Raw genomic sequence first — 19,212 nt, 5'->3', positions numbered from 1 at the left:
GCTCAGAAGCAGACCAGAAAGCAGTAGAGCTGCGACTTGTCCATCGACAGCTCGACCGTGTCGCCATCGACCTTCACCCGAACGGGCTTCTCGAACGCCGCGGCCTCCTGCACCAGATAGCTGAAGGGCTGATAGCGGTCTGAGGAGCCGATGTGGGCACCGCCGACGAAGGTGTGGGTGGTGCCCACGTACTCCTGGCGCGTGATCGACTTCTCGTAGGAAAAATTGGCCACGACGATGTACTCGCCGGCCGGCAGGTTGGTGAAGGCGAAGCGGCCCTCGTCGTCCAGGATGCGCGTGGACATGAAGTGCTTGGCGATGCTCTCCGGGATCTGGCCCGGCAGCTTCTTGGTCGCCTTCACATGCTCGTACCAGGCCTTGAATTCGTCGGTCATCCAGATCAGCCCGACGGCCGCGCTGCCCTTGGGCGGGTACTGCTTGCGCGCCAGCACGGCCAGCTTGACGAAGGCCTGGCCCTTGATGGTGGACGCACCCACCGGCCGCAGCTCCGCCGTCGCTTCCTTCAGCGTGCGGCCGGCAAAGACCTTGCCGTCCACGCAGTCCAGCATGGCGCTGCGCGCCTGGTCCAGGCCGTCGTAGTCCAGCGTGAAGACGGTGGCATTGTTCAGGCGCAACTGCAGCTCGGTTTCGCTGTCGCGCATGGACTTGAGCGTCTGGCGGATGTCGCCGGTGCCGACGGCGAGATGGCCCTGGGGCGCCCCCGTCTCGCGGGCCAGCAGCTTGGCCTTCATGCGCACGGCCGGCAGCTTCTGCTGCTGCAGCTCCACCTGCACGTCCTGCGCGTTCTGGGACCAGGGAATGTCGGCGCTGCTGAACAGGATGGTCGCGCTGGGCACGCTGGCGGTCGGGCCGAAGATGGCCAGGCCGGGCTGGCGGGGTCGGGCGGGAATGAAGCGGATGGCGCAGTTCAGCTTCGGGTTCGCCGCGTCCTCACGCAGCATCCAGGCGCCCAGGGATGAGCGCACCACGAGCTTGTTGCGATCGTCGCCTGAATCCTGGGCCACGGCGGGCTCGGCGAGGCCAGCCAGCAGCAGGCCGCCGAGCAAGGCCAGCGCCACGCCGCGAACGCGGTCGAGCAGGCGGGCGAGCAGGCTGCGGGCCGTCGGTTCCGGCTCCGGCGCCAGCCTCGTCACGCCCAGCTCGCACAGCCTGTCCTCCAGTGTCGTCAGGCCCACGCGCCGGGCTGCCTGCATGGGCGTCGCCGCGTCGAACTCGGAGGGCAGATCGGGATTGGCGCCGTGGTCCAGCAGATACAGCGCCACTTGCTGCTGCCCGGCCAGGATGGCGGCGACCAGGGGGGTGGACAGGAACTCGGGATGCGCATAGTTGACGTCCACGCCCGCCTTGACGTGGTACTCGACCAGGGCCAGGTCGCCTTCGCACCCGGCCTGATACATCTCTTTCCAGTTTCCACCCGACATGCTCCGACCTCGCTCGAATGATGGCCGGCGCACTTTAGGGCCGGCCGGCGACAATCTCCCGATTCACCTACGGAAGGATTCCCCATGAACACGACGCCCACCGGCCTGCAATACGAAGACACCGTCGAAGGCGACGGCAAGCAGGCGTCGGCCGGCCATGATGTCACCGTCCACTACACGGGCTGGCTGTGGGTCGACGGCGCCAAGACCACCAAGTTCGACTCCAGCAAGGACCGCGGCGATCCGTTCGAGTTCGAGCTGGGCGCCGGCATGGTCATCAAGGGCTGGGACGAAGGCGTGCAGGGCATGAAGATCGGCGGCAAGCGCACGCTGATCATTCCGGCGGGCCTCGGCTATGGCGCGCGCGGCGCCGGCGGCGTCATCCCGCCTAACGCCACGCTGTGCTTCGATGTCGAGTTGCTCGGCCTGGCCGGCGGCCCCGAGCCCGTCGAGCTCAACCTGCACACCACCTCCACCGGCCTGCAGTACGAAGACCGCGTCGTCGGCGAAGGTGCCGAGGCCGCCAAGGGCCAGCGCGTGTCGGTGCACTACACCGGCTGGCTCTACAAGGATGGCATGAAGGGCAAGAAGTTCGACTCCAGCAAGGACCGCGGCCAGCCCTTCAAGTTCCGCCTCGGCGGCGGCGAGGTCATCTCCGGCTGGGACGAGGGCGTGCAGGGCATGAAGGTCGGCGGCACGCGCATGCTGGTGCTGCCGCCGGAGCTGGGCTATGGCGCCCACGGTGCCGGCGGCGTCATCCCCCCCAACGCCACGTTGCTGTTCGAGGTGGATCTGCTCGCGGTCTGATCCGAAGCCATTTCGAGTGACGGGGGCTCTGCTGACAAGTGCCTGTCATTCGCGGATGCTGTGATCCAGTCCGTTCACGCACACTGATCACACCATGTCGATTGACCAGCGCCGCTTCCCCCGTGTCGAGTTCTTCCTCGTGCCCGACCAGCACGAGCAGTTGCCGGTCTGGGTCATCAAGCCCGAGGGCCTGTCCGAGGAACGCGGCGGCGTGGTCGTCAACCTCAGCGAGGCCGGCCTGCAGATCCTGGCGGCGGCCGAGCCACCGCTGGACGCCGAGCACTACGAGCTGCGCCTGCTGCTCGGCGAGGACGAAGGCGTGCCCCTGTTCAGCGCCGACGTGCGCCGCGTCTGGACCCGGCCGCTGAGCCGCATCGTGCAGCTCGGCGGCTTCGAGTTCGAGACGGCCAACTCCCAGGCCGAGGAATTCCTGCTCGCGCAGACGGCCCACGTCACGGCGCGCAAATGGGTGCGTTGCGTGCTGGTGGAGCGCATGACAGCTCTGGCCTGAACGGTTGGCCCCTCGTCCGAGGAGTACCTTGGCCGGGACCGCTCTACGGCCACTGGGCGCCATGTGTCCGGCCGAAGCCCCCGAGGGGACGGCGATGCAAGCGGCATTGAGCCGCTTGCACATCGCCAGAGCGGGCCGGCCAGGGAGCGGCCCGTCGCTCGGCCCGCAACAGTGGGCCGCTTCCCTCTGGCGGGCCGTATCCAACTCGGTTAGCGTGGCCGCGGGGCAGCATCGCCCCGCCACCGGCCACGCCCATGCTCGAAGCCGACCACCTGCTGCGCTACTGGTCCGACAGCCAATGGGCCGCCAATGTGCTGATGCTGATGCATCTGCTGGGCGCCATGGTGCTGGGCCTGCTGCTCGGCTATGAACGGGCCTATCACGGCCGCGCGGCGGGCATGCGCACCTATGCGCTGGTGTGCATGGCGTCCTGCGGCGTGACCATCCTGGTCGGCTATCCCGACCAGTGGTTCGGCGGCCACCTCGCGGGCGGCCCCCTGCCCCAGTTCATCGACCCCACGCGGGTCATCCAGGGCGTGGTGACGGGCATCGGCTTCCTGTGCGCCGGCGTCATCATGCGCGAGGGCATGAACATCTCCGGCCTGACGACGGCGGCCTCCATGTGGGCGGCCTCGGCCATCGGCATCGTGCTGGGCATGGGCTTCTACTTCGCCGCCATCACGCTGACGCTTTTGTGCGCCACGCTGATGATGTGGGGCGCCAAGCTGGAGGCCCGCCTGCCTTCCCACCCGGCCATCGCGGTGACGCTGCGCGGCGAATCGGGCCGGCGCTTCACCCAGGCCGAGCTGGCCGAGTTCGCCGACGGCCTGGGCTACCGCTTCGCGCCAGGGTCCCTCAGCATCGAGAAACAGGGCGACCACGAAGAGTGGCGCTTTGTCTGCACGGCCAAGCAGAACTTCAAGGGCCAGACCCTGTGCCGCTTCACCGGCCGCCTGCATGAGCTGCAGGGCGTCGCCGGCTACCGCGTCACGCATGCCCGCAACTAGAGAAGGTTGACGGCAGCGAGGTTCAGCAGCGAGGTCTCGCGCATCAGCTTCACGAAGTCGGCGAGGAAGGGCTTGGCCGCCAGGTTCGGCGTGCTGACGGCATACAGACGCCCCGTCAGCCCCGCCTCGCCGATGCGCTGGCGCGCCACATAGCCGCGTGCCAGATAGCCCTCCACCGCCCACAGCGGCAGGGCCGCGATGCCGCGCCCGCTGGCCACGAGCTGCAGCATGGCCACCGTCAGCTCGCTGGTGCGGCGCGGCGGCGCGATGCCGGCCGGCTGCAGCACGCGCCGCACCAGGTCCAGCATCTCGTCCGGGACCGGGTAGGTGATGAGGGTGTGGTCGGCGAAGTCGGCCGCCTCCAGCCAGGGCTTGCCGAGCAAGACATGACCCTTGGGCAGCAGCGCAATGATCTCGAAGCTGAACAGCGGGTGCACGACAACGCCGGTCTCGTCGGCGTCCACGTCCGACACGATGGCCAGCTCGGCGCGGTCCTGGTGCAGCAGGCCGACGGGGTCGGCCTGGAAGCCGGACACGATATCCAGTTCCACCTCGGGCCAACGCTCGCGGAAGGCGTCCATGGCCGGCATCAGCCAGTCGAAGCAGGTGTGGCATTCCACGGCGATGCGCAATTGCCCGGCCGAGCCGTCCACCAGCCGGCGCACATCGCGGTCGGCCTCATCCACCTGCGGCAGCACGGTGTCGGCCAGCTTCAGCAGCCGCTGGCCGACGACGCCGAACGCCAGAGGGTTGCTCTTGCGCGCGAACAGCTCGGCGCCGTAGTGCTCCTCCAGGCCCTTGAGCTGGTGGGACAGGGCCGACTGCGTCAGGTTCAACAACTGGGCCGCGCGGGACAGGTTGCCGGCCTCGCGCAGGGCGACCAGGGTGCGCAGATGGCGCAGTTCGAGCGGCGTTTGCATGAGCGGAATTATTGATTAACCCAAAAACGTTTCGTTTGATTCATTGTGCCTGAGGGGCGAGCATCACGAACGAAATTCATCTACTTCCCGATTCGTCATGATCAAGACTCATATTCTGGGCTTCCCGCGCATGGGCGAGCACCGCGAACTGAAGACGGCGCTGGAGCGCCACTGGCGCGGCGAGCTGCCCGCCGCCGAACTGGAGCGCCAAGCCGCCGCGCTGCGCGCCCGCCACTGGCAGCTGCAACAGGACGCCGGCCTGGATCACGTCACCGTCGGCGACTTCGCCCTCTATGACCATGTCGCCCACCTGATCCAGCTCTTCGGCTGCGAGCCGGCCCGCTTCGGCTTCACGGGCCAGCAGACGCCGCTGGAGCGCTATTTCGCGATGGCCCGCGGCATCACGACCAGCCATGCCCACACCGACGCCTGCGGCTGCAGCGGCGCCCACGTGGATGGCGTGCCCGCGCTGGAGATGACCAAGTGGTTCGACACCAACTACCACTACCTCGTCCCCGAGTTCGACGGCGCCACCGAGTTCAGCCTGAATGCCGAACGCCTGCTCGCAGAGGTGGATGAGGCCATCGCCCTGCCCGCCAGCCCCAAGGTCGCGCTGCTGGGGCCGGTCAGCTTCCTGTACCTCGGCAAGAGCAAGCAGGAAGGCTTTGACCGCCTGGTGCTGCTCAAGCGCCTGCTGCCCGCCTATGAGCAACTGCTGACCCGCCTGGCCGCCCGCGGCGTGACCTGGGTGCAGCTGGACGAACCCATCCTCGGCCTGGACCTCAGCCCGGCTTGGGCAGACGCCCTGCGCCTCGCCTATGCGCGCCTGGGCGTCGTCGGCCAGCCTCTGCTGCTCGCCACCTACTTCTCGCCGCTGAGCGACAACCTCGCCCTCGCCTGCGAGCTGCCCGTGGCTGGCCTGCATGTCGACGCGGTTCGCGCCCCGGAGGAACTGCTGCCCGTGGCCCTGCGCCTGCCGCTGGACCGCGAGCTGTCGGTGGGCATCGTCGACGGCCGCAACATCTGGCGCAGCGACCTCGACCATGCCCTGCTGCAGCTGAACAAGGTCCGCGAGCTGCGCGGCGGCCGGCTCTGGGTGGCGCCCTCCTGCTCGCTACTGCATGTGCCCTTCAGCCTGCGCCAGGATGCGGCCCTGGACACCGAGCTGCAGGGCTGGCTGGCCGGCGCCGTCGAGAAGCTGGACGAGTTGCGCGTGCTCAAGCGCGCGCTGTGGGGTGATGAAGCCAGCGTGGCCCGCGAACTGGCCGAATCCCGCATCGCCCGCGCCACCCGCATCGCCAGCCGGCGCGTGCGCAACGCCGGCGTCGCGGCTCGGCTGAAGGCCCTGCCGGCCGACGCCGACCAGCGCCGCTCGCCCTTCCCTGCCCGCCAGGCCGCGCAACGCCACCGCCTGAAGCTGCCCGCCTTCCCGACGACGACCATCGGCTCCTTCCCCCAGACACCCGAGATCCGCGCCGCCCGCGCCGCCTTCAAGCGCGGCACGCTGGCTGAAGACGCCTACCGCGAGGCAATGCAGCGCCAGATCGAACTCACCGTGCGCAAGCAGGAAGAGCTGGGACTGGACGTGCTGGTGCACGGCGAGGCCGAGCGCAACGACATGGTCGAGTACTTCGGCGAGCAGCTGTCGGGCTTTGCCTTCACGGCCAATGGCTGGGTGCAGAGCTATGGCTCGCGCTGCGTGAAGCCGCCGGTGCTGTTCGGCGATGTGTCGCGCCCCAAGGCCATGACGGTGGACTGGACCGTCTTCGCGCAGAGCCTGACGGACAAGCCCATGAAGGGCATGCTGACCGGCCCCATCACCATCCTGCAGTGGTCCTTTGTGCGCGACGACCAGCCGCGCGCCGACACCGCCCTGCAGATTGCGCTGGCCATCCGCGACGAAGTGGCCGACCTGGAAGCCGCCGGCATCGCCGTCATCCAGATCGACGAGCCCGCCATCCGCGAGGGCCTGCCGCTGCGCCGCGCGGCCTGGGGCCGCTACCTCGCCTGGGCCACGCGCGCCTTCCGCGTCTCGGCCAGCCCGGTGCGCGACGACACCCAGATCCACACCCATATGTGCTACTCGGAGTTCAACGACATCCTCCCCGAGATCGCCGCCATGGACGCCGACGTCATCACCATCGAGACCAGCCGCTCCGGCATGGAGCTGCTGCGCGGCTTTGGCGACTTCCGCTACCCCAACGAGATCGGCCCCGGCGTCTACGACATCCACTCGCCGCGCGTGCCCGACACGGCCGAGATGCTGCGCCTGCTGAAGAAGGCCGCCGAGGTCATTCCGCCGGAGTTGCTGTGGGTCAACCCGGACTGTGGGTTGAAGACGCGGGGGTGGGTGGAGACTGAAGCGGCGCTCGCGCGGATGGTGGAGGCGGCTCGGGAGCTGCGGCGGGAGGTGGCGCTGGCGGGCTGATGCGCCTCGGCCAGCATGGCTGGCATCATTCGGCCAGATGAATCGCTACGCTCCGCCCGCTGTCGAAGTTGCCGACATTGACGTCGAAGGCATCAGCCCGCATCCGTTGTTCAGGACCTCAGGCATTGCGCTCGCCACCCTCTTCGGTGGCGCGCTTGCGGCGGGCTACCTCGTCTACCGCAACCTCATCAGCCTGGGAAGGCCACAACAGGCCAAGCGCGCTGCTCTGGTCTTCGGCGTGCTTTCGGTCGCCTTTCTTGTCGCTTCCTGGCGCGCGCCGCCAGACCTCATCTCACAGCTCCTCTCGTTCGTCTTTCCGCAGCTGGTCTTCGTTCTCGTTGCAAAGCTGTGGCTACAGGGCCGACAAGATCGGCGTTCGCCGTTCCGCTCCAATTGGCGCGCGGTTGGCGTTGGCGTCTTGGGCAATATCGCAGCCAAGGCGCTGTTCTTTCTGGCGGCACTGGTGGAGGGAATGTCCGCGTGAGCCTGCTCGCACGCAAACGCCACTCGTTTGAAACGCGAGGCATCAAGTGACGAGCGGCTACTACGATCCAGAACACCAGCCAAACGCCAGCGAATGGCTAGCCCTCGACGAAGCGGAGCGGCTGCGCCTGGTGAAGAACTTCCACGAGCGCGCACGCGTACGCGGTGCGAAAACACACGCGGTGTCCCATGTGGTGGTTGAGACTCAGATCGCCACCGGTTTTGGTCCGAGCTGCAGGGCTGTTGCACGCCTGCAAGCGCAGGGATTCACGCGGCATGAAGCAATTCATGCCATCGCGACAGTGGTGTGGAGATGCTTGAGCGAGAACCCGTTTGGTGCTGAGTCTGTGCCGGCGCAAGTCATGCAGACACGCATGAACAGAGAGATCGAAGCACTATCTGCCGCAACAGTTCGCGGCTTCGATGGCGCTTAGCACCCCGTCAATCGTCGATCGCCGGATATTCCCCCAAGCCATCCGGCCACGGCGTCAGGATCTCGAAGCCGTCCTTGGTCACGGTCACCATGTGCTCCCACTGCGCCGACAGCGACTTGTCGCGCGTGACCACGGTCCAGCCGTCGTTCAGCTCACGGATGGCGGCGCTGCCGGCGTTGATCATGGGCTCGATCGTGAAGATCATGCCCTCCTGCAGCTTGAGCCCTTCACCCGGGCGGCCGAAGTGGTTGACGTGCGGTTCGTCGTGATAGACGTCGCCGATGCCATGGCCGCCGTACTCGCGAACGACGCTGAAGCCGGCCGCGTGCGCCACCTTCTGGATGGCGTGGCCCACGTCGCCTAACGTCGCGCCCGGGCGCACCTGGCGGATGCCGGCACGCAGGCATTCATAGGTCGTCATGACCAGGCGGCGCGCCAGCACATTGGTTTCGCCGACGATGAACATGCGGCTGCTGTCGCCAAACCAGCCGTCCTTGGTCAGGGTCACGTCGACGTTGACGATGTCGCCCTTCTTCAGCGTCTTGTCCTTGGACGGAATGCCGTGGCAGACGACGTGGTTGGGCGAGATGCAGGCCGTCTTGGGATAGCCGTGATAGCCGACGTTGGACGGGATGCACTTCAGCTCGTTGACGATGTAGTCGTGGCAGATCGCGTCCAGCTCATCCGTCGTCACGCCGGGCACGACGTGGGGCTTGAGCATGGCCAGCACTTCGGCGATCAGATGGCCGGCCTCGCGGGCCTTGGCCACTTGCTCAGGCGTACGCAGCTTGAGGCTCTTCATGCCCGCGCTCCCTTGGCTTTGGGTGCCTGAGCCCAACCGGCCAATCGAGCCAGGTCCAGCCCGCCCTCCTGCTCGGCGCGGATCAGCAACTGGCAGATCTCGCTGTGGCTCAGCTGGGGATGCAGCTCGGCCAGCATGCCGATGCGCATCCAGTGCTCGGCCTGGGCATTGATGGAGCGCGACAAGGCCTGGCTGGCAACGCGCAGGCTCTCGTGCATCGGATCGGAGATTTTGACGATTCCCATGCCGCAACTATATACGCTTCGTATACGAAACGTATAACAACCCTGGCCCTACAGTTCGGGGCAGCAACCCTGCCTTAGACGCATGCCCCAAAAACTCTTTCCGCGCGTCTTCCTGGGCCTGGCGCTTCTGGCTTGCGCCCCTGTCCACGCTGAGGATTGCGGACCGATAGACGAGCTCTCGGCTCAAGATATCGAATCCATCCGCACGCTGTCCAGACGGGTGGGCATGCGCGGCCCCTTGCGCCTGTGCAGCGACTACGTCGGCGCCCCTCTTGGCTGCCCAGCGATACGCGTCGACACGATGCCCGGCGTCGAAGGCAACAAGCGCAGTTGGCAACGGCTCTACCTGGGCCGGGGCTTCAAGGGCCAGGAAACATGTCCCGGATGGCGGCCCGGCAGCGCGGTGTACCGGCAAGGCGCTTGGGTGACCGCCCGCAGCAATCTGAACCGCATGACGTCATGGCGCTTCACCGACAACCAGCGGCATGCCGATGTGCAACTGGGCGACGGCATCAGCTATCAGCTGGCGGACCGCATCATCCGGTCCCTGCTCGACCGCAGCTGGCAGGACGAACTCGACACCGACGGGCGCAAGCTCGTGGCCCAGTGGCATGGAGAGCCGGACCGGCTTGAGCAGGTCACCAGCATCTACGGCAATGCGGACACCGGCTATGACGTGCGCTTCGGCGAGATGGGTGGCCTGATCGTCCGCGTTGTCGTCAAGGGCTCGATCATCAAGCTGGTCAGCGCCGGCATCTACTACGTCTAGCCGCCTGCCTCTGGAGCAATGACGGCAGCCTCATAGATGCCGAGAAACTCCGCCGGCATGCGCTTCGGTCTACCGCTGCTGATCTCGATGCACACCAGCACCCAGCGGCCACGCACCAGCGTCACGCCGTCACTCGCGCGGCGCAGCTGGAAGCGCCGCTCCATGGTCAGCTTGCCGTCGCTGGCTGTCAGCCAGGTGCCCAGCACCAGGGCCTCGCCCTCGAAGGACGGCAGCAGATAGTCGTAGTGGCCCTCGCGGATGGCCATGGCGCGGTCCAGGCGGCGGTAGTCGTCGAGCGACAGGCCCAGCGCCTCGGAGTGGGCCCAGCCCGCCTGCTCGCACCATTGCACATAGACCGCGTTGTTGGTGTGGGCCAGCCCGTCGATGTGTTCGGCCGCGGGCGTCAGCGCCAGCGTGAACGGCGACGGGTAGTCCCAGTCATTCATACACGGACACTTCCGGCCGGCGCGCCAGCACGGCAATGGGCGGCGCCCAGCGTTCGCCGCGCGGCTTCTTGCTCGTCACCAGCGTGATCTCGCTGGGCTCGAAGACCTCGACGTTGTGCGTGATCGGCGTCGTCAGCAGGTATTGCGCGCGGGTGCTGCGCAGGAAGTGGCCGACGAGCTGGATGTTGCGCACGTCCAGGTGGGCAAAGGGCTCGTCGATGAAGACAAAGCCGCCGGGCGTCTCGTCGTCCTTCATCAGGCCCACCAGCAGGATCAGGCTCTTCAGCACCTGCTGGCCGCCCGAGGCCTCGCCGTCGTTCAGGCCAACCTCGCCCTTGCCGTCGAAGTTGAACTTGACCTGCAGGCCGGCCTGGGCGAGCACGGTGTCGTCGTTGTCCAGATGCGGCAGCACGGCCTCGGCCGTCGTGCCGGCCAGCTCGCCCAGCTCGGCGACGTTCTTCTTGTAGCGGCGCACCGTGGCGCGCATCACGTCGATATAGCGCTCGCGAGCGTTGAAGGCGGCGATGCGGGCCAGCTCATTGCTGGCGCGGCGGTCGCTCAACTGGGTGTCCTGCTCATGCACCTGGGCGGCCATGCGCGCATGACGGTCGACGACGCTGGCGTCCACCTCCCAATGCCCGCCTTCCAGCTCCTGGTCCACATGGTGGGCGCGGATCTCAGCCTGGCGGGCGTTCTCGAATTCGTCGCGTGCGGCGGCGAGCGCTGCGGGCGTGACCCAGGACTTGGGGAACTGGGCTTTTTGCTTGCGCGACTCCTGCGAAGCCTTGCGCAGCGCCTCGCGCTTGGCCTCATGCTCGCGCAGACGGCCGGCGGCCGAGCCCTCGCCGTCCTTCAGCGCGATCTGCGCGCCCTCGTAGGCCTGCTCGCTGCGCGTGGACTCGCGCACGACGCGGTCATGTTCGCTGTCCAGCGTGCTCATACGTGTGGACGCTTCGGCGCGCGCTTGCCGCAACACCGGCAGGCGGGCGCGTGCTTCGGCGAACTCGTCCGAACGCTCGCTCAACTCCTGCGCCGCCTTGTGGCCGACGGCCGCGCGCTGCACGTCCTTGAACTGGCGCTCGACCTCGGCCTGGGCCTTGGCGATGCGGCTCAGCTCGCCATCCCAGCGCGCGAGTTCGGCTTCGAGCGCGCCACGGCGTGAATCGACCGCGGACGCGCCGAACTGGTGGTCGCGCGGCTCGACGAAGACGCTGCGGCCGCCACGGCCGTCGCGGTAATAGGCGTCGGTGGTGATCCATTCACCGCCGACCTGGGCGCCCTCTTCCGTCGACGCGACGCAGCGGATACCGCCCAGTTGCCGCGCCAGCCACGAAGGCAGCGGCGCGCTGACGTTCAGCGCCGCCAGCAGCGTGCCGGCCGGCGCCTGCGTCACGGGCGAGGTGTCGGCCACGACGTAGTGGCGGTAGCGCTGCTTGGCGGCGATGTCGAAGGCGCGGCCTTCGTCGCTGCGGTGCTTGAGCACGACAACCCAGCGCGATGGACGCAACAGGCCTTCGGCGGCGGCACGCCAGGTCTCGTCCGCGATGTCGATGCTGTCGGCGACGAGGTAGTGGGCAATGCCCGCGTCGTCCAGCGCGCGCTTCATCGGCGCGACCTCGGGCGGCGGCGGCGGCAGGCGCTTGCCGCTCAGCTCGCCGAGCTGAGCCTGGGCGCGCGAGGCCTTGTCGCTGGCGCGGGTGTAGTCGGCGCGCAGGCGTTCTCGCTCGGACGCCAGCTCCTGCATCTTGGCCGTCAGCGCCGCGGCGTCGGCCTCCACATCTGCCAGAGCCTTGAGTTCGTCTTCGCGCTTGACCAGGGCCTCGGCGGGCCGCTCGGCTTCGCGGGCCGCATCGAAGGCGGCGCGCGCTTCGCGGCGTTCGCCGTCCAGCGCCTTCAAGCGTTCCTTCGCCGCTTCCTGGGCCGTGAACAGGCTGTGCAGGGCCGCGCGCTTGTCGCTCAGCGCCTTCACGTCGCCCGAGGCGAACAGCCGCTGGCGGTGCAGCTCGCGCGCATCGCGGGTGATGCGCTCGCGGGCTTCGCTCCAGCGCAGCACCGGCAGCACCTCGGTGGCCAGGCGCTCGCGCTCCTGGATCTTGAGCTGGTACTGGCGATGGCTGTTGACGCGGTTGGCCAGGTCGGACAGCTGGGCCTGGGTATGCGCCAGCTCGGCGCCTGCCTGTTCGACTTCCTTGCCCAGGTGCTGCTGATGGCTGCGTGCCTGCTCGTAGCGATCCAGCACCTCCTGGTCGCCAAACACCTCGAAGACGAGGCGCAGCAGTTCCTTGGGCGAGAGCTCGCAGAGCCTGTCGGTCTGGCCCTGCTCCAGCGCCAGCACGCGGCCGATGGCGCGCGTCAGGCCGGCCGCTTCAAGACGCTTCTTCCAGGCTTCGATGCCCAGCCAGTCGCGGTCGCCCTTCTCGGCGAGCTGCTCGATCTCGTGCACGCCGTCGAGGATGGTGTAGCGGCGCACCCAGTCGCCGCCATGGCGTTCGATGCGGCAGGCCAGGGTGACCTGGTCGGCATAGAGCAGCGACGAGGCGAAGGGCCGGCTGCTGTTCTGGCGCGAGCGCGGGCGGTTGTCGACGAGGGCGCGCAGCCAGGCCGTCTCGGCGTTGGCGTGGCGGGCGTAGGTCTTGTAGGTGCGGCCGCCCGAGCACTCCAGGCCCAGCAGCGTGCGCATGGCGTCCAGCAGCGTGGTCTTGCCCGAGCCGTTGGGGCCAGCGATGGTGATGATGGCGCCGTCCAGCGGCAGCGTGACGCGCTGGCAGTAGTCCCAGTGCAGCAGTTCAAGCGATTGCAGGTGGAACATCAGTCTTCGAGTTCTTGTTGTTCGGCTTCTTCGGGGCGGGGCAGCGGATGGCCGGCGCGGGCCAGCACATCGCCCAGGGCGCCGTCGAGGATGCGCGGCGCCAGCAGGTCGTAGTCGATGAGCAGGTCCAGCAGCGGGCCTTCGGCGATGTCCTCGCCGCGGCGCGTGACGAAGCCGTGGCGCTCCAGCAGCTTGAGGTTGGTGTCCAAGCGCAGCTTCTTGCCGAGCTGGTCGCCGAAGTCGGCCAGCAGGCTGCGGTAGCTGATCAGCGGCGCGACGGACGCGGCCTGGGGCATGGGCTTGTCGGTGGCGAAGAACTCGCCCTGGCCGGCGTGGATGGCGTCGCTGCGCGCCACTTGCCGTTGCCGCTTGGGCAGCACGATGAGCGACCACAGCACCACGAGCAGCGCCACGCCATCGCGCGGGATATCGAGGTTGTTGTTGGCGGCCAGGCCCGTCTCGCCGAACACGGCGCTCTCGGCCGGGCGCATCAGCGCCACCGAGATGTGATCGGCATGCACGTTGTCCACCAATTGCAGGCCCACGCCGGCCAGGCGGGCGCCGAGCTGGTTCCAGAGCTCGGTGTCGATCAGCGCGCGCTTCACGAGGGGGTGGCTGCGCGGCAGCCAGCGGCGGGCCAGCAATTGCGCGGCGAGTTGCTGGGAATCGTCGAGAGGGCTCATTCGGAAGCAGGTTCAGGGTTCAACACGCCGCGGCTCATCCATTTGACAAACTCGTCGTCGACGGGGCCTTGCTCGGCGGACCAGCGCACCGACCAAGGCTGTCGAGCCATGTCGCCGGTGGCGCCCTTGAGGTGGCGGGCCTGGGCGTCGCCCAGCAGGGGCAGCAACTGGGCGCGGTAGGCCGCACGGGCATAGCTGTCGCCGAGGATGGCGGGCGCCAGGTCGCGCTCAACCGGCTCGTGGGCCCAGGCGGACAGCAGCGCCTGCATCTGTTCCATGTCGGGCGGCAATTGCATGACGGCCAGCTCCCCGGTGGGCGCGGCCTGGCCCTGCGGCAGGGCTGCGGCCTCGGAGGGTTTGGGGCGGTCGCGCTCGAACTCGGCCTCGGCGGTATCGACCAGATCGCGCTGGGCCACCAGCACCGGATGCACGGGCCGCTCCCAGGCACCGTTCAACAGGGCGGCCAGGTCGCCCTGGCTTTGCAGCCAGCGGCGCACATCGGTCGTCGTGATGCCGGTGGAGCCCAGGGTCACGCGCTGGCGGTCGGCCTGCTGCAAGGCCCGGTTGAACTGGCTGGCCATGGCCAGCAGCCGCGCCTGGGCCAGTCCCAGTTCGCGGGCCAGGCGCTCCAGCCGCGCCTCGCCGGCCGATTCGGCCTGCGCAATGATGGCACCCAGGGCCTCGCCGGCGCGGTCCACCAGCGTCAGGGCCTTCTCGAAGCGGGTGCGGGCCCGGCGCAGCGCGAACTCGCTGCCGCTGGCGATGGCGTCGGCGAACTCGTCGTAGAGGCGGGACAGCTGGGCCAGCAGATGCTGCAGCTGCGCCGGCTGAAGCGTGCCCAGCTGATGGGCACCCGCCACGCCGGCCAGCAGGGAAGCCAGGTCGCCATCGGGCGCCTGTTCCTGGGTCAGCGGCTGCAGCAGGCCGACGACCTGCTGGGCCAGCGGCGTCACCGCATAGGTCTGGGCCGTAGCATCCCAGGCCAGCAGCTCGGCCTCGCGCAGGCGCTTGAGCACGCTGTCCAGCACCTCGTCCCGCAGCACATGGAAAGCCTGGTTCAGGGCCTCGCGGGTCAGGCGCGATTCGCGCAGGGCCATCAGCTCGAAGAACACCCACAGCCGCAGCCGGGTGACGCCCGCCGGCCCCTGGAACAGCGCGCGTAGAGCGATCTGCAGCGCGTCCTGGTGCTCCAGCTGCCACCACAGCAGAGCCTCCACCGGCGCGGCGCCGTCGCGGAAATAGTCCTCCACGCGGTCGGGGCGCAGCGAGTCGTCGGTGTCCTGGGGTGTCGTCAACATGGGGCGCGGATTATCGACGGCCGCCGGAGCCGGCAAATTAGGGGGTGTCGAGGGCTTTGACAGACGGCCGCGCCCCGGGCCCCGGCTCCGTCACCGCCCTCCATGAAGCGGTGGCGGTGGCATCAGATTTGCATATCTGACTCACACCATCCGGAGGAGACGAGAAATGACTCACCGCACGCTGTTCGCTGCTGCCGCTCTCGCCCTCGCCGGCCTCGCGCCCCAGGCCCAGGCCGCCCTCGTCATCGACTACGCCAACTTCACTGGTGCCTGTGGCAGCAGCCTGACCTGCGTCGGCTCGACGGCCGTCAACGGCGGCGATCTGCGCCTCACCCCCGCCGCCTTCAACACGGCTGGTGCCGGTTTCAGCACGACCGCCATCAGCCTCGGCGCCGGAGCGACCTTCAGCACCAGCTTCCAGTTCCGCATGAACCAGGCCGGCGGCATCGATCCGGCGGACGGCTTCACCTTCGTGCTCTCCAAGGCTTCTTCCGGCTTGGGCTCGACGGGTGGTGGCATGGGCTATCAGTTCGTCACCGACAGCGTCGCCATCGAATTCGACACCTACAACAACGGCGAGGTTGGCGGCAGCAACCACGTTGGCATCGACGTCAACGGCTCCCTGGCCAGCCTGGCCCCGGTCAGCCCCTACGGCATGGCCAACTGCACGTCGGGCAACTACGGCGCCGCCGGCTGCATGAGCAACGGCAAGATCTGGTCGGCCTTCGTCAACTACGACGGCACGACCAAGATGCTCAATGTCGGCGTGCAGGAAGCCGGCTCGGCCCTGATCCAGCTGATCACCAACTACAACATCGACATCAGCGCCGCCCTGGGCACCAACGACGCCTTCGTCGGCTTCACCGCCGCCACCGGTTCCGGCTGGCAGAACCACGACATCCTGAGCTGGCAGCTCGCCAACGACACCTCCATCGTCGGCCCCGGCCGCCTGCCCGAGCCGGCCGACCTGGCCCTGCTGGGCCTGGCCGGCGTTGCCGCCCTCGCCGCCTCCCGTCGCCGCCGCGCCTGACGTCGTTCGAGTTTTGCGAATGCCGGCATCAAGCTGGCTGAAACCAGGCCCGCTCCGGCGGGCCTAGTCTTTGGGGCATGCAAAACCCTCGCCTGCCCACCTTCTTCCTCTCCCATGGCGGCGGCCCCTGGCCCTTCATGGATGGCGACTACCGCCGCGCCCACGCCCAGCTCGAGGCCTCGCTACAGGCCGTGCCGGCCACGCTGCCGGCGAAGCCGAAGGCGATCCTGATGATCTCGGCGCACTGGGAGGAGAGCGCGTTCACGGTGATGACCGCGCCGGCGCCGGGCATGCTCTACGACTACGGCGGCTTCCCGGCCCACACCTACGAGGTCGTCTACCCGGCCCCGGGCGACCCGGTGCTGGCTGAGCGTGTCGTCGCCCTGATCCAGGCCGCCGGCCTGCCCGCCGCGCGCGACGCCCAGCGCGGCTTCGACCATGGCGCCTTCTGCACCCTGGTGCCCATGTATCCGCAGGCCGATGTGCCGGTCGTGCAGTTGTCGCTGAAGCGCGGCCTCAGCCCGGCCGACCACCTGGCCCTGGGCCGGGCCCTGGCGCCGCTGCGCGACGAAGGCGTGCTCATCCTGGGCAGCGGCTTCAGCTTCCACAATCTCCGCCTCTACGGCATGCAGGGCCGTGAGCCTTCCGCCGCCTTCGACGCCTGGCTGCAGACCGCCCTGCCCAGCGCGGACGGCCGGGCCGAGCGCCTGCAGGCCTGGGCCCAGGCCCCCGCTGCCCGGCTGGCCCATCCGCGTGAGGAACATCTGCTGCCGCTGATGGTCGCCGCCGGTGCGGCCGAGGGCGACACGGCCAGCTGCAGCTATCACGAGACCGGATTCCTCGGCGGCGTGACCGCCTCCAGCTTCCGCTTCGGATGAACGCTTGACCTGACGGCTGCCGTCACCCCGAGGCTCATGGCTTTCCTTCTGGAGACGCCATGAACCTTGACGACACCGCATTCCTCGCGGCAATAGCCAGCTGCGAACTTCCGCCCGGCGACTTTGGCCATCGCCAGCATCTGCGCCTGGCCCGGCTGCATCTGCAGAGCGCGCCGCTGGAGATCGCCATCGAGCGCACCTGCGCGGACATCGCCCGCTTTGCCGCCCACCACGGCGCCCACGCCAAGTTCCACCGCACCATCACCGAGGCCCTGCTGCGGCTGATGGCGGCGCGGGGCGCCGACGACGCGGCCCTGCTGGACGATGCGCGGGGCCTGCTGGCCCGCCACTATTCGCCGACACTGCTGGCCAGCCCCGCAGCGCGATTGCGCTTCCAGCCGCCCGACCTGCAGCCCCTGCCCGCATGACGCCGCCGCCACTCACCCTCGGCCGCCTGGCCCGCGCCACCGGCCTGGCGCGTTCTTCCCTGCTGCACTACGAGGCCTTGGGGCTGCTCATGCCGCTGGCGCGCAGCGAGAGCGGCTACCGGCTGTATGGCGAGGCCGAAATCCAGCGACTCGGCAGCATCCGCCGCTACCGAGAGGCCGGGCTGTCGTTGCAGGCCATCCAGCAGCTGCTGTCACGCCCCCAGGCCGACGGCCCGGCCGCCCTGCTGGAGCAGCGCCTGCTGGCCATCAGCGACGAGATCCAGCGCCTGCGCGAACAACAGCAGGAACTGGCCCGCCTGCTCGCCATGCCCGAGTTCCATGCCCTGCGCCGCGCCCGCGGCAAGGCCGACTGGGTGGCCCTGCTGCGCCAGGCCGGCTTCAGCGACGCGGACATGCACCGCTGGCATGCCGGCTTCGAGGCCGCGGCGCCAGAGCGGCATGAGGCCTTCCTGGAGTCGCTGGGCTTGCCGGATCAGGAAGTCGCGGCGATTCGGCAGGCCGCTGCGTCCACGACACTGCAGACATGAACAAAGAAGCGCTGATCGAACAACTCGCCGCCTGCCATCGTGACGGCGGCCAGCTCAAAGCCGCCGACTGGGTCGATGTGGTCCGCGACGAGGCCGATGCCTACGCCGTGCAGGACGGCGTCGCGCGGGCCCTGGGCTGGCGCTTCGAGCGCTGGAAGTCCGGCGGCGCCAGCGCCCAGGGGCCCTTCAGCCATTCGCCGGTGAATCCGGTGGCGGCCAAGTCGTTGCTGGGCGTCGAAGCCGAGGTCGCGCTGCGCATCGACGCCCAGGGTGCGCCCGAAGCCATGTGCATCGCCATCGAACTGGTCGCCTCGCGCTGGGCCGAAGGCCTGGATGCGCCGGCCCTGCTGCGCATGGCCGATCACCAGTCCAACGCCGGCCTGCTGCTGGGCGGCTGGCAGCCCTGGCGCGAGCTGGACTGGGGCCAGCTGAAATGGCGGCTTCAGCTCGAAGGCCAGGCCGACATCGTGCGCCGAGGTGGGCATTCGCTGAACAACCCGGCGGGCGTGCTGCCCGCCTGGTTGAAGCATGCGGGCGTCAAGGCGGCCGCTGGAACCGTCGTGACCACGGGCGCCTGGGGCGGCCTGCACCCGCTGGCCGGCGCCGCACGCGGCGTGCTGGCCATCGAAGGCCTGGGCGAGTTCAGCTTTTCAGCAGCGGCGTGAAGATCGCGACAAAGGCCGCGACATTGAGGGCGACGCTCGCCCAGTAGACGCGCCGGAAGGCCGGCTTGACGCTCTTGTGGCGCAGCAGCTGCTGGGCCAGCAGCGCGCCCGGCCAGCCGCAGGCCAGGGACAGGCCATGCAGGGTGTTCTCGCCGACGCGCCAGTCGCCGCGCGTGGCGGCCCGCTTGTCCAGCGCATAGACGATGAAGGTCGCCATGCTCATGGCGGAATAGAGACCCCAGAGCCAGTTGGGCACGCCCCACAGCAGGCGCACGGTGAGCACGAAGCCGGCAAAGGCCGGGATCAGCAACAGCACGCGCTGGCGATCACGCGGCGCGGCGGGCGCCGGCGGTGCCTTGACGGATCGCACCGCCAGAGCCCGCGGCTTGCCCTGGGCGTCGCGCCCGGCCTGAAAGCTCAGCCTTTCTCCCACCACCGGCCGCTGAGGCCGCGCCACGAAGGCGTGGATGTGCACGAAAAGGCGGGCCGCACCGCCATCGGGGGCGATGAAGCCATAGCCCTTGGCGTCGTCCCATTGGACGAGGGTGCCGGTCTGTCGGTCGCTGGAAGAGGTCATGA

At 68.7% G+C, this 19,212-nt stretch carries 21 protein-coding genes and 1 pseudogene; 13 read left to right on the top strand and 9 right to left on the bottom strand.

Translation table 11 applies throughout. The annotated features are described in order from the left end of the window. Positions 1-2: 2 nt before the first annotated feature. Positions 3-1,418: an ankyrin repeat domain-containing protein gene (locus tag AC07OY_RS06890; protein WP_495041768.1), complete on the bottom strand. Its 1,416-nt coding sequence runs from the start codon at positions 1,416-1,418 to the stop codon at positions 3-5. 108 nt (positions 1,419-1,526) lie between these two features. Between AC07OY_RS06890 and AC07OY_RS06885 the strand changes: the two are divergent. From AC07OY_RS06885 to AC07OY_RS06870, 4 genes and pseudogenes are all read left to right on the top strand, one after another. Further along, positions 1,527-1,871 (top strand): annotated as a pseudogene (locus AC07OY_RS06885) (FKBP-type peptidyl-prolyl cis-trans isomerase); the annotation flags it as partial. A 30-nt stretch (positions 1,872-1,901) separates the two neighbouring features. After that, positions 1,902-2,249 carry an FKBP-type peptidyl-prolyl cis-trans isomerase gene (locus tag AC07OY_RS06880; RefSeq protein WP_495041986.1) on the top strand — a complete coding sequence of 116 codons (348 nt, stop codon included), beginning with the start codon at positions 1,902-1,904 and terminating at the stop codon, positions 2,247-2,249. 94 nt (positions 2,250-2,343) lie between these two features. Next, positions 2,344-2,760 carry a PilZ domain-containing protein gene (locus AC07OY_RS06875; RefSeq protein ID WP_495041767.1) on the top strand — a complete coding sequence of 139 codons (417 nt, stop codon included), beginning with the start codon at positions 2,344-2,346 and terminating at the stop codon, positions 2,758-2,760. Between the two features lie 254 nt (positions 2,761-3,014). Continuing rightward, positions 3,015-3,767, top strand: coding sequence for an MgtC/SapB family protein (locus AC07OY_RS06870; protein ID WP_495041766.1), 753 nt, complete (start codon positions 3,015-3,017; stop codon positions 3,765-3,767). Here AC07OY_RS06870 and AC07OY_RS06865 read toward each other — a convergent pair. Further along, positions 3,764-4,687 (bottom strand): LysR family transcriptional regulator, encoded by a 924-nt coding sequence (locus AC07OY_RS06865; RefSeq protein WP_495041765.1) that lies wholly within the window; start codon positions 4,685-4,687, stop codon positions 3,764-3,766. The genes AC07OY_RS06870 and AC07OY_RS06865 overlap by 4 nt on opposite strands. 97 nt (positions 4,688-4,784) lie before the next feature. Here AC07OY_RS06865 and metE point away from each other — a divergent pair, with 97 nt between their 5' ends. Genes metE through AC07OY_RS06850 form a run of 3 tightly spaced genes read left to right on the top strand, consistent with a single transcriptional unit; the run spans position 4,785 to position 8,032 of the window. Beyond that, a complete protein-coding gene (gene metE, locus AC07OY_RS06860; protein WP_495041764.1) occupies positions 4,785-7,115 on the top strand; it encodes a 5-methyltetrahydropteroyltriglutamate--homocysteine S-methyltransferase in 2,331 nt (776 codons plus the stop codon). A 37-nt stretch (positions 7,116-7,152) separates the two neighbouring features. Further along, the gene (locus AC07OY_RS06855) at positions 7,153-7,599 is read left to right on the top strand and encodes a hypothetical protein (protein WP_495041763.1); all 447 of its coding nucleotides are present in this window, start codon (positions 7,153-7,155) and stop codon (positions 7,597-7,599) included. 46 nt (positions 7,600-7,645) lie between these two features. Further along, a complete protein-coding gene (locus AC07OY_RS06850; RefSeq protein ID WP_495041762.1) occupies positions 7,646-8,032 on the top strand; it encodes a hypothetical protein in 387 nt (128 codons plus the stop codon). Between the two features lie 7 nt (positions 8,033-8,039). Here AC07OY_RS06850 and map read toward each other — a convergent pair whose 3' ends face one another. Together map and AC07OY_RS06840 are read right to left on the bottom strand one after the other, a co-directional pair. After that, on the bottom strand, positions 8,040-8,834 hold the full coding sequence (map, locus tag AC07OY_RS06845) for a type I methionyl aminopeptidase (protein WP_495041761.1): 795 nt from the start codon (positions 8,832-8,834) through the stop codon (positions 8,040-8,042). Next, positions 8,831-9,079 carry a ParD-like family protein gene (locus tag AC07OY_RS06840; protein WP_056197644.1) on the bottom strand — a complete coding sequence of 83 codons (249 nt, stop codon included), beginning with the start codon at positions 9,077-9,079 and terminating at the stop codon, positions 8,831-8,833. The genes map and AC07OY_RS06840 overlap by 4 nt, the downstream gene beginning before the upstream one ends. An 82-nt stretch (positions 9,080-9,161) precedes the next feature. Between AC07OY_RS06840 and AC07OY_RS06835 the strand changes: the two genes are divergently transcribed. Beyond that, entirely contained in the window at positions 9,162-9,848 is a 687-nt protein-coding gene (locus AC07OY_RS06835) for a hypothetical protein (RefSeq protein ID WP_495041760.1), read from the top strand. Here the strand turns inward: AC07OY_RS06835 and AC07OY_RS06830 are convergent. The 4 genes from AC07OY_RS06830 to AC07OY_RS06815 are packed head-to-tail and all read right to left on the bottom strand — an operon-like array spanning position 9,845 to position 15,084. Then, positions 9,845-10,294, bottom strand: a complete 450-nt coding sequence (locus AC07OY_RS06830) for an acyl-CoA thioesterase (protein WP_495041759.1) — start codon at positions 10,292-10,294, stop codon at positions 9,845-9,847. The two genes, AC07OY_RS06835 and AC07OY_RS06830, sit on opposite strands and share 4 nt — an antisense overlap. Further along, positions 10,287-13,103 (bottom strand): ATP-binding protein, encoded by a 2,817-nt coding sequence (locus AC07OY_RS06825; RefSeq protein ID WP_495041758.1) that lies wholly within the window; start codon positions 13,101-13,103, stop codon positions 10,287-10,289. The genes AC07OY_RS06830 and AC07OY_RS06825 overlap by 8 nt, the downstream gene beginning before the upstream one ends. Then, complete coding sequence (locus AC07OY_RS06820) at positions 13,103-13,786, bottom strand: hypothetical protein (protein WP_495041757.1); 684 nt, start codon at positions 13,784-13,786, stop codon at positions 13,103-13,105. The genes AC07OY_RS06825 and AC07OY_RS06820 overlap by 1 nt, the downstream gene beginning before the upstream one ends. Further along, on the bottom strand, positions 13,783-15,084 hold the full coding sequence (locus AC07OY_RS06815) for a hypothetical protein (RefSeq protein ID WP_495041756.1): 1,302 nt from the start codon (positions 15,082-15,084) through the stop codon (positions 13,783-13,785). The genes AC07OY_RS06820 and AC07OY_RS06815 overlap by 4 nt, the downstream gene beginning before the upstream one ends. Before the next feature lie 166 nt (positions 15,085-15,250). Between AC07OY_RS06815 and AC07OY_RS06810 the strand changes: the two genes are divergently transcribed. The 5 genes from AC07OY_RS06810 (at position 15,251) to AC07OY_RS06790 (ending at position 18,633) form a co-directional block, all read left to right on the top strand. Then, positions 15,251-16,114: an L-type lectin-domain containing protein gene (locus AC07OY_RS06810; RefSeq protein ID WP_495041755.1), complete on the top strand. Its 864-nt coding sequence runs from the start codon at positions 15,251-15,253 to the stop codon at positions 16,112-16,114. A 77-nt stretch (positions 16,115-16,191) separates the two neighbouring features. Beyond that, positions 16,192-16,992, top strand: a complete 801-nt coding sequence (locus tag AC07OY_RS06805; protein WP_495041754.1) for a DODA-type extradiol aromatic ring-opening family dioxygenase — start codon at positions 16,192-16,194, stop codon at positions 16,990-16,992. 59 nt (positions 16,993-17,051) lie between these two features. Continuing rightward, the gene (locus AC07OY_RS06800; protein WP_495041753.1) at positions 17,052-17,420 is read left to right on the top strand and encodes a hypothetical protein; all 369 of its coding nucleotides are present in this window, start codon (positions 17,052-17,054) and stop codon (positions 17,418-17,420) included. Then, complete coding sequence (locus tag AC07OY_RS06795) at positions 17,417-17,968, top strand: MerR family transcriptional regulator (protein WP_495041752.1); 552 nt, start codon at positions 17,417-17,419, stop codon at positions 17,966-17,968. Before AC07OY_RS06800 ends, AC07OY_RS06795 begins: the two co-directional genes overlap by 4 nt. Then, the gene (locus tag AC07OY_RS06790) at positions 17,965-18,633 is read left to right on the top strand and encodes a hypothetical protein (protein WP_495041751.1); all 669 of its coding nucleotides are present in this window, start codon (positions 17,965-17,967) and stop codon (positions 18,631-18,633) included. The genes AC07OY_RS06795 and AC07OY_RS06790 overlap by 4 nt, the downstream gene beginning before the upstream one ends. Here AC07OY_RS06790 and AC07OY_RS06785 read toward each other — a convergent pair. Next, positions 18,611-19,210, bottom strand: a complete 600-nt coding sequence (locus AC07OY_RS06785; RefSeq protein WP_495041750.1) for a DUF1294 domain-containing protein — start codon at positions 19,208-19,210, stop codon at positions 18,611-18,613. The two genes, AC07OY_RS06790 and AC07OY_RS06785, sit on opposite strands and share 23 nt — an antisense overlap. Between the last annotated feature and the right edge of the window lie 2 nt (positions 19,211-19,212).

This window comes from Roseateles sp. GW821-FHT09H10 (assembly GCF_059415865.1).
The sequence above is the reverse complement of the archived record's forward strand: the minus strand, read 5'-3'. Positions and strand labels throughout refer to the sequence as shown.

Coding starts and splice junctions, on each gene's coding strand:
- AC07OY_RS06890 (WP_495041768.1), bottom strand. CDS start 1,418: ATGTATCAGGCCGGGTGCGAAGGCGACCTGGCCCTGGTCGAGTACCAC.
- AC07OY_RS06825 (WP_495041758.1), bottom strand. CDS start 13,103: ATGTTCCACCTGCAATCGCTTGAACTGCTGCACTGGGACTACTGCCAG.
- AC07OY_RS06875 (WP_495041767.1), top strand. CDS start 2,344: ATGTCGATTGACCAGCGCCGCTTCCCCCGTGTCGAGTTCTTCCTCGTG.
- AC07OY_RS06830 (WP_495041759.1), bottom strand. CDS start 10,294: ATGAATGACTGGGACTACCCGTCGCCGTTCACGCTGGCGCTGACGCCC.
- AC07OY_RS06795 (WP_495041752.1), top strand. CDS start 17,417: ATGACGCCGCCGCCACTCACCCTCGGCCGCCTGGCCCGCGCCACCGGC.
- metE (WP_495041764.1), top strand. CDS start 4,785: ATGATCAAGACTCATATTCTGGGCTTCCCGCGCATGGGCGAGCACCGC.
- AC07OY_RS06870 (WP_495041766.1), top strand. CDS start 3,015: ATGCTCGAAGCCGACCACCTGCTGCGCTACTGGTCCGACAGCCAATGG.
- AC07OY_RS06805 (WP_495041754.1), top strand. CDS start 16,192: ATGCAAAACCCTCGCCTGCCCACCTTCTTCCTCTCCCATGGCGGCGGC.
- AC07OY_RS06790 (WP_495041751.1), top strand. CDS start 17,965: ATGAACAAAGAAGCGCTGATCGAACAACTCGCCGCCTGCCATCGTGAC.
- map (WP_495041761.1), bottom strand. CDS start 8,834: ATGAAGAGCCTCAAGCTGCGTACGCCTGAGCAAGTGGCCAAGGCCCGC.
- AC07OY_RS06840 (WP_056197644.1), bottom strand. CDS start 9,079: ATGGGAATCGTCAAAATCTCCGATCCGATGCACGAGAGCCTGCGCGTT.
- AC07OY_RS06800 (WP_495041753.1), top strand. CDS start 17,052: ATGAACCTTGACGACACCGCATTCCTCGCGGCAATAGCCAGCTGCGAA.
- AC07OY_RS06855 (WP_495041763.1), top strand. CDS start 7,153: ATGAATCGCTACGCTCCGCCCGCTGTCGAAGTTGCCGACATTGACGTC.
- AC07OY_RS06815 (WP_495041756.1), bottom strand. CDS start 15,084: ATGTTGACGACACCCCAGGACACCGACGACTCGCTGCGCCCCGACCGC.
- AC07OY_RS06865 (WP_495041765.1), bottom strand. CDS start 4,687: ATGCAAACGCCGCTCGAACTGCGCCATCTGCGCACCCTGGTCGCCCTG.
- AC07OY_RS06835 (WP_495041760.1), top strand. CDS start 9,162: ATGCCCCAAAAACTCTTTCCGCGCGTCTTCCTGGGCCTGGCGCTTCTG.
- AC07OY_RS06810 (WP_495041755.1), top strand. CDS start 15,251: ATGACTCACCGCACGCTGTTCGCTGCTGCCGCTCTCGCCCTCGCCGGC.
- AC07OY_RS06820 (WP_495041757.1), bottom strand. CDS start 13,786: ATGAGCCCTCTCGACGATTCCCAGCAACTCGCCGCGCAATTGCTGGCC.
- AC07OY_RS06785 (WP_495041750.1), bottom strand. CDS start 19,210: ATGACCTCTTCCAGCGACCGACAGACCGGCACCCTCGTCCAATGGGAC.